This is a genomic window from Pantoea sp. FN0307 (assembly GCF_050113815.1).
In the GTDB taxonomy this organism is placed as follows: Bacteria; Pseudomonadota; Gammaproteobacteria; order Enterobacterales; family Enterobacteriaceae; genus Mixta; species Mixta alhagi.
The window spans coordinates 49411-66365 of record NZ_JBNJSO010000010.1 but is presented as its reverse complement, the minus strand read 5'-3'; the positions used below and the strand labels follow the sequence as shown (position 1 = coordinate 66365).

At 54.5% G+C, this 16955-nt stretch carries 16 protein-coding genes; 6 read left to right on the top strand and 10 right to left on the bottom strand.

Going from position 1 to position 16955, the window contains the following annotated elements:
• The first annotated feature begins 109 nt into the window (after positions 1–109).
• On the top strand, positions 110–364 hold the full coding sequence (locus ACQE3Z_RS19870; protein ID WP_426975110.1) for a hypothetical protein: 255 nt from the start codon (positions 110–112) through the stop codon (positions 362–364).
• A gap of 43 nt (positions 365–407) precedes the next feature.
• Here ACQE3Z_RS19870 and ACQE3Z_RS19865 read toward each other — a convergent pair whose 3' ends face one another.
• A complete protein-coding gene (locus ACQE3Z_RS19865; protein ID WP_250651121.1) occupies positions 408–1253 on the bottom strand; it encodes a carboxylate/amino acid/amine transporter in 846 nt (281 codons plus the stop codon).
• Between the two features lie 370 nt (positions 1254–1623).
• Between ACQE3Z_RS19865 and glpT the strand changes: the two genes are divergently transcribed.
• Both glpT and glpQ read left to right on the top strand, forming a co-directional pair.
• Positions 1624–2979: a glycerol-3-phosphate transporter gene (glpT, locus tag ACQE3Z_RS19860; RefSeq protein ID WP_426975109.1), complete on the top strand. Its 1356-nt coding sequence runs from the start codon at positions 1624–1626 to the stop codon at positions 2977–2979.
• Positions 2976–4028: a glycerophosphodiester phosphodiesterase gene (gene glpQ / locus ACQE3Z_RS19855; RefSeq protein ID WP_426975108.1), complete on the top strand. Its 1053-nt coding sequence runs from the start codon at positions 2976–2978 to the stop codon at positions 4026–4028. The genes glpT and glpQ overlap by 4 nt, the downstream gene beginning before the upstream one ends.
• 57 nt (positions 4029–4085) lie before the next feature.
• On the opposite strand, the gene yigL is transcribed toward glpQ, so the two are convergent.
• Positions 4086–4886, bottom strand: coding sequence for a sugar/pyridoxal phosphate phosphatase YigL (gene yigL, locus ACQE3Z_RS19850; RefSeq protein WP_426975107.1), 801 nt, complete (start codon positions 4884–4886; stop codon positions 4086–4088).
• Between the two features lie 48 nt (positions 4887–4934).
• Positions 4935–5927 (bottom strand): lysophospholipase L2, encoded by a 993-nt coding sequence (pldB, locus tag ACQE3Z_RS19845; protein WP_426975106.1) that lies wholly within the window; start codon positions 5925–5927, stop codon positions 4935–4937.
• Positions 5928–6026: 99 nt separating this feature from the next.
• Here pldB and rhtB point away from each other — a divergent pair, with 99 nt between their 5' ends.
• A complete protein-coding gene (rhtB, locus tag ACQE3Z_RS19840; protein WP_426975105.1) occupies positions 6027–6650 on the top strand; it encodes a homoserine/homoserine lactone efflux protein in 624 nt (207 codons plus the stop codon).
• Positions 6651–7105: 455 nt separating this feature from the next.
• On the opposite strand, the gene rhtC is transcribed toward rhtB, so the two are convergent.
• From rhtC to pldA, 3 genes are all read right to left on the bottom strand, one after another.
• Positions 7106–7735 (bottom strand): threonine export protein RhtC, encoded by a 630-nt coding sequence (gene rhtC, locus ACQE3Z_RS19835; protein WP_426975104.1) that lies wholly within the window; start codon positions 7733–7735, stop codon positions 7106–7108.
• Positions 7736–7871: 136 nt separating this feature from the next.
• The gene (gene recQ, locus ACQE3Z_RS19830; RefSeq protein ID WP_426975103.1) at positions 7872–9698 is read right to left on the bottom strand and encodes an ATP-dependent DNA helicase RecQ; all 1827 of its coding nucleotides are present in this window, start codon (positions 9696–9698) and stop codon (positions 7872–7874) included.
• Between the two features lie 97 nt (positions 9699–9795).
• Positions 9796–10674 carry a phospholipase A gene (pldA, locus tag ACQE3Z_RS19825; protein ID WP_426975102.1) on the bottom strand — a complete coding sequence of 293 codons (879 nt, stop codon included), beginning with the start codon at positions 10672–10674 and terminating at the stop codon, positions 9796–9798.
• 191 nt (positions 10675–10865) lie between these two features.
• Between pldA and ACQE3Z_RS19820 the strand changes: the two genes are divergently transcribed.
• Complete coding sequence (locus tag ACQE3Z_RS19820; RefSeq protein ID WP_426975101.1) at positions 10866–11336, top strand: thioesterase family protein; 471 nt, start codon at positions 10866–10868, stop codon at positions 11334–11336.
• Between the two features lie 59 nt (positions 11337–11395).
• Positions 11396–12295 carry an EamA family transporter RarD gene (gene rarD, locus ACQE3Z_RS19815; protein ID WP_426975100.1) on the top strand — a complete coding sequence of 300 codons (900 nt, stop codon included), beginning with the start codon at positions 11396–11398 and terminating at the stop codon, positions 12293–12295.
• On the opposite strand, the gene ACQE3Z_RS19810 is transcribed toward rarD, so the two are convergent.
• The 4 genes from ACQE3Z_RS19810 to uvrD all read right to left on the bottom strand — a co-directional run bounded on the left by ACQE3Z_RS19810 (position 12275) and on the right by uvrD (position 16921).
• Positions 12275–13321, bottom strand: coding sequence for an AbrB family transcriptional regulator (locus ACQE3Z_RS19810; protein WP_426975099.1), 1047 nt, complete (start codon positions 13319–13321; stop codon positions 12275–12277). The two genes, rarD and ACQE3Z_RS19810, sit on opposite strands and share 21 nt — an antisense overlap.
• Before the next feature lie 101 nt (positions 13322–13422).
• Positions 13423–14376: a magnesium/cobalt transporter CorA gene (gene corA, locus ACQE3Z_RS19805; protein ID WP_085069473.1), complete on the bottom strand. Its 954-nt coding sequence runs from the start codon at positions 14374–14376 to the stop codon at positions 13423–13425.
• Between the two features lie 144 nt (positions 14377–14520).
• Positions 14521–14577: a YsgD/CorL family protein gene (gene ysgD, locus ACQE3Z_RS19800; RefSeq protein ID WP_418304150.1), complete on the bottom strand. Its 57-nt coding sequence runs from the start codon at positions 14575–14577 to the stop codon at positions 14521–14523.
• A 181-nt stretch (positions 14578–14758) separates the two neighbouring features.
• Positions 14759–16921 carry a DNA helicase II gene (gene uvrD, locus ACQE3Z_RS19795; RefSeq protein ID WP_426975098.1) on the bottom strand — a complete coding sequence of 721 codons (2163 nt, stop codon included), beginning with the start codon at positions 16919–16921 and terminating at the stop codon, positions 14759–14761.
• Between the last annotated feature and the right edge of the window lie 34 nt (positions 16922–16955).

Below are 16955 nucleotides of genomic sequence, written 5' to 3'. Positions count from 1 at the left end.
ATCAACTAAAAGCTGACGCGTAGTTAATTGACGATAGAGCCCTAAAACGCATAATTCTTCTCGGGGAAAGGCATTTTCCCTATACGGAAATAGCAACCAAGAGGGATTCATGATGAAAGTTTTATCAATGACAGAAGTTCAGGCAGTCAGCGGCGCAGGCCGGGTACAGGACACATTATCCAGTGCTTACGGCAATTTCTTTTTGCATACCGTTAACGTGCTGAACAAGCTGTTTGACGTGGGCTATGACGCAGAAGCGGCAAAGCAAACGGGTCAGGATTTTGGCGGCCGCCTGGGTAAAGCTATTGAGGATACCCTTAGCGGTCTCCTTGAAAAAATTAAGATCGGCGTGATCGGCGAATAAAACAGTTAATACCGGCGTTATGTTCACGCCGGTATTTTTTTGCTTAACGTACCCAGCGCCGGTGGATCCATAAAGAGGCGACAATAAGCCCGCCGCCGACAATAAATGGCGGCCAGTCCGGTTGCTCCTGCCAGATAGCCAGGTTAACCAACAGTCCCGCAGGAACATGCATGTTGTTCATAATGCCCAGCGTTCCGGCATCGACCTGCGTTGCGCCATAGTTCCACATAAAATAACCCAGCCCCGACGCTGCGATGCCCAGCCAAATCAGAATGCCCCATTGCAGCTGGGTGGTGGGCAGTTTTTGCGGATTACCCCAAAGAAACCACGCGATAATCGCTATCAGTACTGCGCCCATATAGAACCAGGAAAAAGCGGTATGCTGCGGCATCGGGCGCGTTTCCTGCAGACGCTTGTAGCCCACCATGCCGATGGCAAAGCAGATATTTGCCAGCTGCACCAGAATTAATCCTGTCCAGAAATGATCGCTGAGCTGATCATAACGAATAATCGCCGCGCCCAGCACCGCTAGCAGCGCGCTAAACAGATAGCCCATGCGCACGCCGCGCCCACTGAGCAGATCGTAAATCAACGTGATATAGAGCGGTGTCATCACGGTGAAAAGCAAAAACTCCGGTACGGTCAGATAGAGGTAAGCTTCAAAGCTCAGTAAATACATGACGCCCAGCTGCATCATGCCCACCAGCATATAGAGCAGCAGCGTAGAGGCGCGGTAACCACGCCAGCGCAGGAAAGGCAAAAACACCAGCGCCGCCAGCATCAGCCGCACCAGAACGGCAAAGACGCTGTCCACTTGCCCCGCCAGGTAAACGCCAATCAGGCTAAAGGAAAATGCCCACAGAATAGTGGTGATTATGAGTAACGCCACATTACGCATCCATTAGTTAAACAGAACGCTATTGTAACGGAATGCGCATGTGCGTTAGCGGATATCTGGTTTACATCTGTATGTTTTTCCATCACTCATGCCGTTATTACCTGGCGATGCGCGAAAGCGAAAGCCTGTGGTTCGGTTAAAGAAAGCGTTTTTAACCTGAGCCAGACGGCGCATAAAGCGGGTTTTTGTGACGAGCTATACACCACCTTGTCATAAAACTGTAACATTTGCGCTCTGCCTCACAGACCCCTTGCTTTGCAGCCCCTATTCTTTGCGCGAAATGGAACATCTTTCATTCAAAAACCTTTTTTCGCTCATTTAGTGAGTGTTTAAAACCATTTTGCGTCTCTGGAGACCGTTTATGCTTAGCATTTTTAAGCCAGCACCTCATCAATCACGTGTTGCTACGGATCGTACCGATCCGCTTTATCGTCGTTTGCGCTGGCAGATTTTTATCGGCATCTTTTTTGGTTATGCCGCTTACTATCTGGTTCGCAAAAACTTTGCGCTGGCGATGCCTTATCTGGTGGAACAGGGGTTTTCACGCGGCGATCTCGGCTTTGCGCTGTCCGGTATTTCGATCGCCTATGGCTTTTCAAAATTTATTATGGGCTCGGTTTCCGATCGCTCTAATCCACGCTTTTTCCTGCCCGCTGGGCTGATTTTAGCTTCGCTGGTGATGCTGTTCATGGGATTCGTTCCCTGGGCGACCTCCAGCATTCTGGTGATGTTTGGGCTGCTGTTTCTCTGCGGCTGGTTCCAGGGAATGGGCTGGCCGCCGTGCGGACGTACAATGGTGCATTGGTGGTCGCAAAAAGAGCGCGGCGGCATTGTTTCCGTCTGGAACTGTGCGCATAACGTTGGCGGTGGTCTTCCTCCCCTTCTGTTCCTGCTGGGTATGGCATGGTTTAACGACTGGAAAGCAGCGCTCTATATGCCAGCCTTTGCTGCCATTATCGTGGCGCTGATCGCATTTGCTCTGATGCGCGACACGCCGCAGTCATGCGGGCTGCCGCCGATTGAAGAGTACAAAAACGATTATCCGCCTGACTATAACGAACAGCACGAACAGGAATTAACCGCCAAACAGATATTTATGCAGTACATCCTGCCCAATAAACTGCTGTGGTACATCGCGCTGGCGAACGTTTTTGTTTATCTGCTGCGCTACGGCATTCTCGACTGGTCGCCGACCTATCTGAAAGAGGTAAAGCATTTCACCCTGGATAAATCGTCATGGACCTACTTCCTGTATGAATATGCGGGGATTCCCGGCACGCTGCTGTGCGGCTGGATGTCAGATAAGGTATTTAAAGGCAACCGTGGCGCAACCGGCGTATTCTTTATGACGCTGGTGACCATTGCCACGGTGATTTACTGGCTTAATCCGGTCGGTAATCCCGGTATTGATATGGTCTGTATGATCGTTATTGGCTTTCTGATTTATGGTCCGGTGATGTTAATCGGGCTGCACGCGCTGGAGCTGGCACCCAAGAAAGCCGCAGGAACCGCCGCAGGCTTTACTGGCCTGTTTGGTTATCTCGGCGGCTCAGTCGCGGCCAGCGCTATTGTTGGCTATACCGTTGACTACTTTGGCTGGGACGGCGGTTTTCTGATTATGATCGGCGGTTGCGTGCTGGCGGTCATTCTGCTGCTGCTCACCATGTTGAGTGAAAACAAACACAAACAACAACTGCGGCAGGAGGAGAGACAATGAAGATAAATCCGCTACTGGCGGCGCTGTTACTTACGATCGCCTGCGGCACGAGTGCGCAAGTTGATGACAAGCTGGTGATCGCCCATCGTGGTGCCAGCGGCTATCTTCCGGAACATACGCTGCCCGCCAAGGCAATGGCCTATGCGCAGGGCGCGGATTTTCTGGAGCAGGATCTTGTCATGACCAAAGACGATCGTCTGGTGGTGCTGCACGATCACTATCTCGATCGCGTTACCGATGTCGCGGATCGTTTCCCTCAGCGCGCGCGCAAGGATGGCCGCTACTATGCCATTGATTTTACGCTGGCGGAGATCCGCAGCCTGCGCTTTACCGAAGGTTTTACGTTTAAAGATGGCAAAAAGGTGCAAACCTGGCCGGGCCGTTTCCCGGGCGGAAAATCCACTTTCCATATTCATACTTTTGAAGAGGAAATCGAATTTATTCAGGGACTGAACCACTCGACCGGCAAAAATATCGGTATCTACACCGAGATCAAAGCCCCGTGGTTTCATCATCAGGAAGGCAAGGATATCGCCACCCGCGTTTTGCAGGTATTGAAGCAGTATGGCTACCGCACTAAGCAGGATAATGTCTGGCTACAGTGTTTCGATTTTAATGAGTTAAAGCGCATTAAAAATCAGCTGGAACCGAAGCTGGGCATGGATCTCCGGCTGGTTCAGCTGATTACCGAAACGGACTCGCATGAAACAGAAGAGTTAAAACAGGGGAAATGGGTCAATTACAGCTACGACTGGATGTTTAAGCCGGGCGCGATGCAGGAGCTGGCGAAGTATGTTGATGGCATTGGCCCCGATTATCATCAACTGTTCAGCGCCGATTCAAAGCCAGGGGATATTCGTCTGACCTCTTTAGCGCAGGAGGCGCACGCCAGTGATTTGCACATTCATCCTTATACGGTACGTGCCGATCGGCTGCCGCCTTACGCAACGGATGTTAATCAGCTGTTTGATGCGCTGTATAACAAAGCGCAGGTTGACGGGGTGTTTACCGATTTTCCGGATAAGGCCGTACGCTTTTTAGGACGTTAATAAAAAAGCCAGGGCGTTGATGAAGCACCCTGGCTGCACTATTGTTAATTTTTTCAATCAGCCCAGAAACAGCTCGCGCAGTTTACGCGGCACTGCATCTTCCGCATTAGAGCCAATCACTTCCATTTCCGGCAAAAGATCTTTCAGACGCTGATGCGCGTTGCGCATGATGTAGCCTTTTCCGGCCATGATCAGCATCTCTTTATCATTCATGCCGTCGCCGAAGGCGATAGAGGATGCCAGCGAGTAACCCAGTAGTTTTGAGACTTCTTCCAGCGCATGGCCTTTTGAAACGCCGCCCGCCATCACTTCCAGGCAGGTTGGGAAAGAGAAGCTGACGTTAACCCGATCGCCCCAGCGTGCCAAAATCGCCTCTTCCAGCGGTACCAGTTTTTCAGCATCATCGCAGATAAAAAAGACTTTGCTGATGCCGTCAGTGGGCAGCACGCCTGGCTCATAAACCTGGTAGGTAAAGACCGATTCACGGAAGTAGCGCTCTTCTTCCGGGCGATGACGGTTAAGAAACCACTCATCGTTGCGGTAGACGTTGGTCAGGATGTCGGCATCGTCATATTTGATCGCATAGAGTTCGCGAGCGATATCTTCATCGAGATTATGGCTGAAAATCAGCTCGCCAGCGGTGTTGTGCACGCGCGCGCCATTGGAGGTGATCATATACGCTTCGATTTCCAGGTTATCACGCATTTGTGACACATCGACATGATGACGACCGGTGGCGAAAACAAAGTGTACGCCACGCGCAGTGAGCAAGCGGAGCGTTTCTTTGGTATATGGCGTTAAACGATGATCGGGAGAAAGCAGGGTGCCATCCAGATCGGAAGCAACTACGTGGTACATGAAAACCTCTGGTTTCGAAGAGAGTGATAAGGTTCTGAGTAGTGCAATTTATTCATGCCGTGCGAAGAAATCGACGATGGCATGTAAAGCTTCGGCGCGCATATTGTCTTTTTCAAACAGGATCTCATGACGCGCGCCTTCAATAACATAGGGTTTGCCGCCCTCGCAGGGATGGCCAGCGGCCTGCATTGCCGCACAGAAAAGGTCTTGTGAGCGATTATCCACGACTTTATCATCGCCGGCCTGCAGCAGCAGCAGCGGTGTGCTGATGGTCGCCGCCTTGTTCAGGATGTTTTGTCCAGCCTGTATGCCTTCGCGCACCCAATGGTAGGTTGGTCCGCCAACCCGAATCGCGGGGTCATCTGCATAGAAACGCAGGCTGCGCCTGTAACGTTCACGGCTGTGCGTTAACAGATTCAGGCTGAACGGGCGCACCCGCCATTTGCCGGTTCCCAAAGCATACCCATCGCGCATCGCCGGACGTTTTTCCGCCCATTCAAGGATTCGATGCGCCATCCAGGCGGGCATGGGTAAATAGATGCCGAACATCGGTGAAGCCAGTACCGCAGCGTTAAATGCGGCGGGATTCCGCGCGAGCAATAGCGTCAGGATGGCACCACCCATCGAATGCGCCAGCGCATAGCGATGTTGATAGTGTCCGGCGATCAATTCTTTCAGGTAGAGCGTTTCTAAATCATCGACATAGTGATCAAAGTGCACAACATGGCCACGATGCGCATCTTTTAGCAGCCGCCCGGAGCGACCTTGTCCACGATGATCGACGATGATGACATCATAGCCGCAATGCCAGAGATCGTAAGCCAGCTCTGGATATTTGACGTAGCTTTCAATGCGTCCCGGCACGATCAGTATGACTTTATCGTGTTGCGGCGATGTGAAACGCACATAGCGAATCGGTACGTTTTCTACGCCAGTAAATTCGCACTCCTGCCGCTGACGCCAGAAATCAAGCAGCGGCCCGGTGGCAAAAGCAGCAAACGCCTGCTCGCGTGTTGGCCAGTGTTTTTTATGACTGGTCATAGCTCGACTCCCTTACAGCTTTCGGCATGCCGCCGCCGTAGCGCAGCCGCTGGCAATGGCGTATTGTGGCACAATTCTGCGCAATCAGGGAGCGTTACCATGACTATTGAATGGTGGATGACTTATCTGTTAACCACGGTCATTCTTAGCCTGTCGCCCGGTTCGGGGGCGATAAATACCATGAGTACCAGCATTAGTCACGGCTATCGCGGCGCGGCGGCATCTATTGCCGGTTTGCAGGTTGGGCTGGGCATGCATATCGTGTTAGTGGGGATGGGGCTGGGCGCGCTGTTTTCCCGCTCGCTGTTGGCATTTGAGGTTTTGAAATGGGCGGGTGCCGCTTATTTGGTTTGGCTGGGCATTCAGCAGTGGCGGGCCGCAGGAGCGATCGATTTGGATGCGGTTGCTGAGGCGATGCCGCGCCGCCGTCTGTTTCAGCGTGCAGTGTTAGTGAATCTGACGAATCCCAAGAGTATTGTTTTTCTCGCGGCGCTGTTTCCGCAGTTTATTATTCCGCATCAACCGCAGGCGGCGCAGTATTTGGTTTTAGGCGTGACAACTATTGTGGTGGATGTGGTGGTGATGATCGGTTATGCCACGCTGGCGCGGCGTATTGGCGTCTGGATTAAAGGGCCGCATCAGATGAAGCTGTTAAATCGGGTGTTTGGCGGGCTGTTTGTCGCCGTAGGAGCGCTGTTGGCTTCCGCACGACGTATGGCTTAGAAAGAGCTGGAGCGGCAGAGAATCAGATGCTCAGGCTCCGCTCAGCGGCAGAGAATTAGACGCTCAGGTTTCGCTCAGCGGGGGCAGGCAGCTACGTAAAGACGCCGTGAATCCATCCCTGGAGGCTCCGCCGCGTCATCCATGACGCGGAGGCTTTACTCCGCTGCCTGCCCCCGCTTCCCTGGCTTCGGTGCCAGCCGCTTCTCTGACTTTAGTGCCTGCCGCTTCTCTGCGATTAGAGGCCGTTGGTGTCGCAGCCAGTTGCTGGACGGCCAGCACACAGCGATCCGAGCCTATAATAATACGTGAGGAAGCGAGTACTGCCCGGACGGCAAATGGCAAGTAAACCAGGCCGTACCTGTTAGCACACGGCCAGCACACAGCGATCCGAGTGTACCCTACGTGAGGAAGCGAGTACTGCCCGGACGGCAAATGGCCAGTAAGCCAGGCCACACCTAGCGTGAGAGGATCAGATGGATGCCGAACCCGGCGAACAATACCCCTGCCATACCATCGATCCATTTCGCCATACGCTGATACTGGCGACGCATCCAGGGGAGCGCGAAGACCGCCGCCACCAGCGTAAACCAGGCGAACGTTTCGCTGATAATCAGCACGAACAGTCCCCAGCGCTCGCCTGCGGAGACATCATCGCCAACAAACAGTGAAAAAACGCTGCCGAAATAGATAACCGCTTTAGGGTTAGAAAGATTGGTCAGGAAGCCTTTGAGAAAACTGTGCCCTTTTTTTGCCAGCTCTACCTGCACTTCCGCATTTTCTGCAGCAGGTTGACGATGCTGCCGACGCGCCGAACGCATCAGTTGCCAGCCCAGCCAGGTCAGATAGATCCCGCCACATACCATAATCACTTCATGCAGCCACGCCATTTTTTGCAGGATCAGATGTAATCCCATCAGCGCGACGCCAGCCCAGATAACAATACCCAGCGTGATGCCCAGCACGCCCATCATCGCCTCTTTACGGGAGCGACTGGCAGCAGTTTGCGAAACAAAAAAGAAGTCTGGTCCGGGGCTCATCAGTGCAACCAAATGCACTGCAGCGACGGTAAGAAAAAGCGCGAGCATAACAGTTTCCTTGCCGATAAATGAAACGGGACAGCCGTCTGGCTATCCCGGGGTGCCTGTGATTATTACGCCAAAGGCTATTCTGTTCATCTGTTATCTGCAGTAATTGCTGCACGCACGATTTTTAGGGCGGGTTTTACTCTTCACCATCCACATGTTCGCGGATCATTACCAGGAAAGGTTTACCAAAACGCTCCAGCTTACGATGTCCGACGCCGTTGACGCTGAGCATTTCCGAGGCGGTAATTGGCATCTGTTCCGCCATCTCAATCAGCGTCGCATCGTTAAACACCACATAAGGCGGAATATTTTCTTCGTCGGCAATCGCTTTACGCAGCTTGCGCAATTTTGCAAACAGCTTGCGATCGTAGTTGCCGCCGTAGCTTTTCTGGTTGTTATATTTCGGCTTAACGGTGACCAGACGCGGCACGGCCAGCATCAGCGGCGTTTCACCCCGTAAAATCGGCCTCGCCGCCTCGGTAAGCTGTAGCGCTGAATGTAGCGTGATGTTCTGTGCCACCAGCCCCAGATGAATCAGCTGGCGCAGTACGCTGACCCAGTGCTCGTGGCTTTGCTCGCGACCGATGCCATATACCGGCAGCTTATCGTGCCCCTGATCGCGAATGCGCTGGTTGCTGGCACCGCGCAGTACTTCCACCACGTAGCCCATGCCGAAACGCTGACCAACGCGGTAAATCGTGGAGAGCGCCTTTTGCGCCTCAACCAGGCCATCATAGCGTCGTGGCGGATCGAGACAAATATCGCAGTTGCCGCATGGTTGCTGGCGACCTTCGCCAAAATAGTTCAGCAGCACCAGACGGCGACAGGTTTGCGCTTCGGCGAAAGCGCCCATCGCATTGAGCTTATGGCGTTCAATATCCTGCAGCGGGCCGGGCGCCTTCTCTTCCAGACAGCGACGTAGCCAAGCCATATCCGCTGGATCGTAGAGCAGCATCGCCTCGGCCGGCAGGCCATCACGTCCGGCGCGGCCGGTTTCCTGATAGTAAGATTCGATATTACGTGGAATATCAAAATGCACCACAAAGCGGACGTTGGGCTTGTTGATGCCCATGCCGAACGCGACAGTCGCCACCACGATTTGTAAATCGTCGCGCTGAAAAGCCTCCTGCACCTGGGCTCGATGCGCGTTGTCCATTCCGGCATGATAGGCGCCAACGCTCAGACCGCGACTTTGCAGGCGGGCGGCAGTGTCTTCTACTTTGGCCCGGCTGTTGCAGTAAATGATGCCGCTTTTGCCACGCTGATCCTGTACGTAACGCAACAGCTGCTCGGTAGGCTTGAATTTTTCTACCAGCATATAGCGAATATTGGGCCGGTCGAAGCTGCTGACCTGGATCAGTGGATCCTCAAGCTGTAGCAACCGGACAATATCGTTACGGGTGGTTTCGTCGGCGGTGGCCGTTAAGGCCATCACCGGCAGCGCTGGAAAACGCTGACGCAGCTGACCCAGCGCACCATATTCAGGACGGAAATCGTGGCCCCACTGGGAAATACAGTGCGCTTCGTCTACCGCCAGCATCGCCGGATTCCAGCGCGTCAGGCTGTCGAGAAAGTTATCCATCATCAGGCGTTCCGGCGCGATATACAGCAATCGCACCTCGCCGCTACGGCATCCTGCCATCACCGCCTGCTGCTCTTCCCGCGTTTGCGATGAGTTCAGGCATGCTGCCGCCACGCCATTCGCCAGCAACTGATCGACCTGATCTTTCATCAGCGAGATAAGCGGAGAAACGACCAGCGTCAGGCCGTCGCGCAGCAAGGCCGGAATTTGATAACAGAGCGATTTTCCGCCGCCGGTGGGCATCACCACCAGACAATCCCGGCCGCTCAGCGACGCCTGAATGATGGTTTGCTGCCCGGGGCGAAACTGCTGATAGCCGAAGGTATCGCGTAATACCTGTTCAGCCAGCGCTTCGTGATTGATTACTGCCGCCGTAGACACGTCTTCCCCGTATTGCACTGCTTAATGATGACTTGACGGGCGGCATGCCGCCCGAAGAGAGAATAGCTAAGTGACAGACCCGCCGGGCGGGCCTGGATCAGAACAGATCGTTTAAGGTTACGCCAACGCCGACGCGAGTCTGGCGGTGATTATAATCGATTAACGATTCGCCGTAGCCACTGAATACCTGGGTATAAAAACGCACATGCTCGCTAATTGGATAGCTCCAGCCCAGTTCCGCGCCGCCGTAACCGGTATTCCAGTTATAGGTGCCCTGAATGCTGAAAATGCTGTCGCCCATCTGGTAGCCCAATTTGGCGCGATAGTAACCCATGTATTTAGTGATGTCAGGGTTATCATCGCTGCTGGAGCCTTCCGACAGGCGATACCAGGGCTTAATTTCCGCCAGGAAGTTGCCGTTTTGCGCCATCAGGCGCGCATAGACGCGGTTCCAGCTGCGGGATGTGGGATCGGAGCGCCCATTGGACTGATGACTAAAGCCAAACTCCACATCGCGCAGCGTCCAGCCGGCAAACGAGTAATCCGTTGCCCAACCGAGAAAAATTTGTGGTTCGTAATTGGTTTCACGGAAAGGCGATGACTCGCCACGGTTAGAGAGCTGCCACCATGAACGTTGGGTATAAGAAGCGGCCAGCACCGAATTATCGCCCAGAATACCGCGCCATAAAGGAAACGCCAGGCTGAGCTGGAATTGTACCTCATCCTTTTTCGCGTTGTCAGCCCAATCATAGGACTCAATGGCTTCCCTGTTAAGGTCACTGGTCCAGGTATAGAGCAGATAGTTGCGTTCATAGGGATACAGCACAAAGGGATTATCATGTTTTTCCAGCAGGTTAGCGATAATGCTGCCGCGTACCGCTGGGGCATCATGTATTTCCTTGACGGTGGCTTCTTTAGCCTGCGCCAATACGGGCAGTAATAAGGCCGCCGCAACTAATCCTCTTAGCATCCGCATAGTATTCTCCGGTGAAGCGCTGTGTGCCATTCAAAGGGCCATTATGTAAAAAAAGCAGGCCATTCTACACACAATTCCCGGATGAATTCAGCGCTGTTTTCTGAAAGTGGAAAGCACTTTCCCGGCAGCATAGAATACACAATTTGTTAACATGATCGCACATTCCGCATGGGCTTCAGGAAAATCCTTTTATGTCAGAGACTCAGTTAACTTCAACAGCGGCACGTCAGCTTATTGGCGAGATATTTGTTTATCATATGCCTTTTAATCAGGCGCTCGGCCTGGAGCTAAAACGCCTTGATGCCGATTACGCCGAACTGCGTTTTGCCAGTAAAACGATGCTGGTGGGCAATGCAGCCCAACAAATTTTGCATGGCGGCGTTATTGCCTCAGTGCTGGATGTGGCGGCGGGCCTGGTGTGCGTCACTGCCTCGCTGACGCGACATGAGAAGATTACCGAACAGGAATTACGCCAGCGTCTGGCGCGCATGGGAACCATTGATCTGCGCGTAGATTACTTGCGGCCCGGACGCGGGGAGCATTTTATTGCCGCCAGTAGCTTACTGCGCGCCGGCAATAAAATTTCCGTGGCGCGTGTCGAGCTGCATAACGATGCGGGCGTTCATATCGCCAGCGCTACCGCAACCTATCTGGTCGGCTAATTTTCACCGCTGCGCCCGCTTTTCCTTTACACTTGCGCCTTTACCCCGAGAACAAGGTGATGGATACACAACAAACGCGCCAGGGTATTCTCTGTGCGCTGTGCGCTTATTTTATCTGGGGCATAGCGCCCGCCTATTTCAAACTACTTCAGGACGTTGCTCCCGGCGAGATCATGACGCATCGCGTTATCTGGTCGGCGCTGTTTATGCTGGGGCTTATCTCACTGACCCGCAGCTGGCGGCGCGTAACCTCGGTCATTCAGCAGCCTAAAAAGGTGCTTTTGCTGGCGGTCTCCGCCACGCTGGTCGGCGGCAACTGGCTGCTGTTTATCTGGGCGGTAAATAATCACCATATGCTGGAGGCCAGCCTGGGATATTTTATTAATCCTCTGCTGAACGTGGTCATCGGCATGGTGTTTCTGGGCGAACGTTTTCGGCGCATGCAGTGGGTTGCGGTGGCATTGGCGACCTGCGGCGTACTGGTGCAGCTGTGGAAGTTTGGTTCGCTGCCAATTATCGCGCTGGGGCTGGCATTGAGCTTTTCCCTGTATGGGCTGGTGCGTAAGAAAATTGCGGTAGATGCCCAGAGCGGGATGTTGATTGAAACATTATGGCTGTTTCCGCTGGCGTCGATTTATCTGTTTGGCATTGCCGACAGTGCCACCAGCCATCTCGGTAACAATAGCGCCTCGCTCAACCTGCTGCTGATCGCCGCCGGGGTCGTTACCACCATTCCGCTGATGCTGTTCACCGCCGCCGCCACGCATCTGCGTCTGTCGACGCTGGGCTTTTTTCAATATCTCGGCCCTACGCTGATGTTCCTGCTGGCGGTGCTGTTTTATGGCGAAATCATGACGCCAGATAAAGCGGTCACCTTTGGCTTTATCTGGCTGGCGCTGGCGCTGTTTATTATTGATGCGCTCTATACCCTGCGCCGGTCAGGAACGCGCAAAGCGTGATATAAAATGCGCCAGCGCCGGGCCGGTAAGCAAAATGGTAAACAGCCGAAGGGTTTGTAGCGCCATAACAAAAGCGATGTCAACGCGGCTCCCTGCCGCGATAATCGCCACGGTATCCAGCCCGCCAGGGCTGGTTGCCAGATAAGCAGTCAGCAGATCGATATCCAGCAGCTTCGTCAGCATCCAGGCCATCGCGCCACACAACAGCATTAGCCCGATAATAGAGGCAAGCATCTGCGGTAACGTGCGCAGCGCCAGACGAAATATCGGGCGCGTAAAGCGTAGCCCAACCGACCAACCGATCAATGCGTAGGCGGTCGCCAGCAACCACTCCGGCACCTGTAGCTCTACTGTCCCGCTGCTTTGCAGGGCCGCGCCCGCCAGCGCAGGCAGCAGCAGCGCGCCGGAAGGGATGCGAAAACGCTGCCCCAGAAACGCCCCCAGCAGCACAATGCCCAGCGTAATAACAAAACGCATATCCAGCGGCGGAAACCAGAGCTGCGGCGCGGCATGCTGCGCATCATCACCCAAACCGATACGCGCCACCATCGCTGCGGCGGTGGCGACAAACAGCACGCGCAGATACTGCATAAACGCCACCAGCCGCGCATCAGCGCCATAATCCGCAGCCATCGCCACCATCGCTGATGCCCCGCCTGGCGAAGAACCCCACGCGCCGGTTGGCCCGGGCAAATCACTGTAGCGCACCAGCAAGAAGCCAGACAGCCCGCTGGCTGCCAGCGTCAGCAGCAGAACCGTCAGCACAATCGGCCAGTCGGCAATCAGCGGCTCGATAACCGAGGGCGACAGGCTTTGCGCGATCATGCAGCCCAGCACCGCCTGACAGAGAATAAACAGCCGCTTATCAATACGCAGCGTCGCGCCCAGCAGCCCCATGACTACGCCGACGATCATCGGGCCCAGCAGCAGCGCGGCCGGTACATGAAAATATTGCAGTATAAAACCCAGCAGCAGGGAAACGCCGATAAGCGTTAACCACTGCTGATTGCGCGAGAGCTTTTCCATAGAAAGGAACGATCACAGAGGCTTGAAAAACGTAAGGTTACGTCCAACCCGTCGGGAATACCAGCAACAACAGGCCGGAGAAGATCTCCGGCCCGGCAGCGTTAAAGCCAGTTTTTACGTTTGAAGTAGAGATAGGGCGCCAGTCCGGCGAGGATCATCAGGCCGATAGCGGCAGGATAACCAAAACTCCATTTCAGCTCCGGCATAAACTCAAAGTTCATGCCGTAACTTGAGGCCACCAGCGTCGGCGGCAGGAACACCACCGATACCACCGAGAAGATTTTGATAATGCGGTTCTGCTCGATGTTGATAAAGCCCATTGCCGCCTGCATCAGAAAGTTAACCTTCTGGAACAGGGATTCATTGTGCGGCAGCAGTGATTCGATATCGCGCAGGATTTCCCGTGCCTGCTCCAGCTGGTTATTAGGCAAGCGCGCCTTACGCACCAGGAAATTCAGCGCACGCTGGGTATCCATCAGGCACAGGCGAACTTTCCAGCCAATATCTTCCAGCTCCGCCAGCGTAGAGAGCGCCTGATCAAACTCGTCGCCCTGCTGCCCTTCCATAATCACCCGGCTCAGCTTTTCCAGATCGCTGTAGATGTTTTCAATCTCATCTGCCAGCTGTTCAATTTTGGTTTCAAACAGATCCAGCAACAGTTCATAGGCGTTGCCGTCAATCAGCGTCTGACTGCGGGCGCGCATACGATAGAGACGAAACGCCGGCAGCTCGCGCTCGCGCAGCGTATAGAGACGCCCTTCGCGAATGGTGAAGGCGACGGTGGCGTTGCCTGCGTGATCTTTGGCATCTTCATAGAAAAAGAAGGAGTGAATATGCAGGCCATCTTCGTCTTCAAAGAAGCGCGCGGAGGCTTCGATATCTTCCAGTTCGGGACGGGTCGCCAGGCTTTGACCCAGTTCATTTTGTACGCGCTCGCGTTCTGCTTCTTCGGGCTCGATCAAATCGACCCAAACCGAAGAAACCAGATCTTCCGGCGTATCTTCCAGTTCCAGGCGTGTAAGGCGGCTGTGATCCAGTTTAAAAGCGCTCAGCATAGCAGTACTCCCAATGGGTCATTCAAACGGGACAATACGCCAGAACACAGAAACCTGAGTTTCAGTCGGTGGTAAACGCTAACTCGTGCGACGGGAAATGCGGTCGCTGACAACCACAAAGGCTATCAGCATAAGAGGATGGCCTTAGGGGTTGTACCTGTTAATAAGGTAGGTGAGCCAGCATCGACTGGGAGTGTCCAAGGCGAAAGTCCTCTTAGGGTGATGGTGCGCGCATGTTACGCTGAGACGAAAAAGGCGTCAAGCGAAGCAGGACGCCGCCAGCGGCAGCGCCCGGACTTTTCAGTAACGCGAGAAAATTGTCGTCTGACGCGCATGCGACCAGACAAGAGCAGGCTGCGCCAGCTTAGCGCGGCGGCAAATGCTATACCGCTTCAAGCCGCGCATAGGCGGCCACCAGCCATTTAATGCCCTGCCCCTGAAACGCGACCTGCAGACGGCTGTGATCGCCGCTGCCTTCAAGGTTGATGATGGTGCCTTCGCCAAACTTGGCGTGGCGCACGCGCTGCCCCAGCGTAAAGCCGCTGTCGTTCTGCGCCACCGGCGTGCCCATCCGCTGATGGTTAACCGGACGGCTAATGCTGGCGCGCAGGCGTACCTCATCCACACACTCTTCCGGCAGTTCACCGATAAAGCGCGACGGGCGATGATAAACTTCTTTCCCGTAGAGCCGACGCGTTTCCGCATAGGTTAACGTCAGCTTTTTCATTGCGCGGGTAACGCCAACGTAGGCGAGACGGCGCTCCTCTTCCAGCCTGCCGCCCTCGTCGAGCGCCATCTGGCTGGGGAACATCCCCTCTTCCATGCCGACAATAAAGACCTGGCTGAACTCCAGCCCCTTGGCAGCATGCATGGTCATCAGCTGGGCCGCGTCCTGCCATTTATCAGCCTGGCCTTCACCCGCTTCCAGCGCCGCGTGCGACAGAAACGCCTGCAACGGCATCAAATCTTGATCTTCGTCCTGATAGCTGTACTGACGCGTGGCGTTCACCAGCTCTTCTAAGTTTTCGATACGCGCCTGGCCCTTCTCGCCTTTTTCCTGCTCATACATCAGCCACAGGCCGGAATCTTTGATCACCCGGTCAGTTTGAATATGCAGAGGCAGCTCCGCCGTTTCCTGCGCCAGCGAATCCACCAGTTCGGTAAAGCGCTGTAGCGCCGAAGCGGCACGTCCGGCCAGCGCCTTTTCCTGCAGCAACTCGCGGCTCGCCTGCCATAACGTTAGCTGACGGTCACGCGACGCCTGGCGCACCACGTCCAGCGTGCGATCGCCAATGCCGCGCGTCGGCGTATTTACCACACGTTCAAAGGCGGCATCATCGTTACGGTTGGCGATCAGGCGCAGGTAGGCGAGTGCATCTTTGATCTCCTGACGTTCAAAGAAGCGCATGCCGCCGTAAATACGATACGGCATACTGGCCTGTAGCAGCGCCTCTTCCAGCACACGTGACTGGGCGTTGCTGCGATAAAGAATCGCACAGTCGCTGAGCGCGCCGCCGTTCTCCTGCCACACTTTGATACGGTTCACCACAAAGCGCGCTTCATCCAGCTCGTTGAAAGCGCAATAGAGTGAGATCGGCTCACCGTCGCTGCCGTCGGTCCAGAGCTCTTTTCCCAGTCGGCCATTGTTGTTGGCAATCAGGGCGTTGGCAGCCTTCAGGATATTGTTGGTGGAGCGATAGTTTTGCTCCAGACGAATGGTTTCTGCGCCGCGAAAATCGTTCAGGAAACGCTGAATGTTTTCCACCTGCGCGCCGCGCCAGCCATAAATGGACTGGTCGTCATCACCAACGATCATCACCCGGCTGCTGTCGCCAGCCAGCATTCTAATCCAGGCGTACTGGATATTGTTGGTATCCTGAAACTCATCCACCATGATGTTGGTGAAGCGTTCACGATAGTGGTTAAGAATGTGCGGCTTATTCAGCCACAGCTCATGGGCGCGCAGCAGCAGCTCGGCAAAATCAACCAGCCCGGCACGATCGCACGATTCCTGATAGGCCTGATAAATGCGCAGCCAGGTTTGCTCCACCGGATTGCCGTAGCTTTCAATATTCTGAGGACGCAAACCCTCATCTTTTTTGCCGTTGATGTACCACATCGCCTGACGCGGCGGCCACTGTTTTTCATCCAGATTCATTGCCTTAATCAGCCGCTTCAGCAGGCGCAGCTGATCTTCGCTGTCGAGGATTTGGAAGTCCTGCGGCAGTCGGGCATCAAGGTGATGCGCGCGCAACAAACGATGCGCCAGACCGTGGAACGTCCCGATCCACATGCCGCCCTGACTGGTGCCGATAAGCTGCTCAATACGATGGCGCATCTCTGCGGCGGCTTTGTTGGTAAAGGTAACCGCCATAATTGAGTAGGGCGAGCAGTTCTCTACCGTTAGCAGCCAGGCGATACGATGCACCAGCACGCGTGTCTTGCCGCTGCCCGCGCCTGCCAGCACCAGCAGGTTATTGCGTGGAGCCGCCACGGCTTCGCGCTGTTTATCATTCAGGCTGTTTAGCAGGTCAGAAACGTCCATAAGCACCGTCAGTCAGGAGAATCGCTCCAGCAAA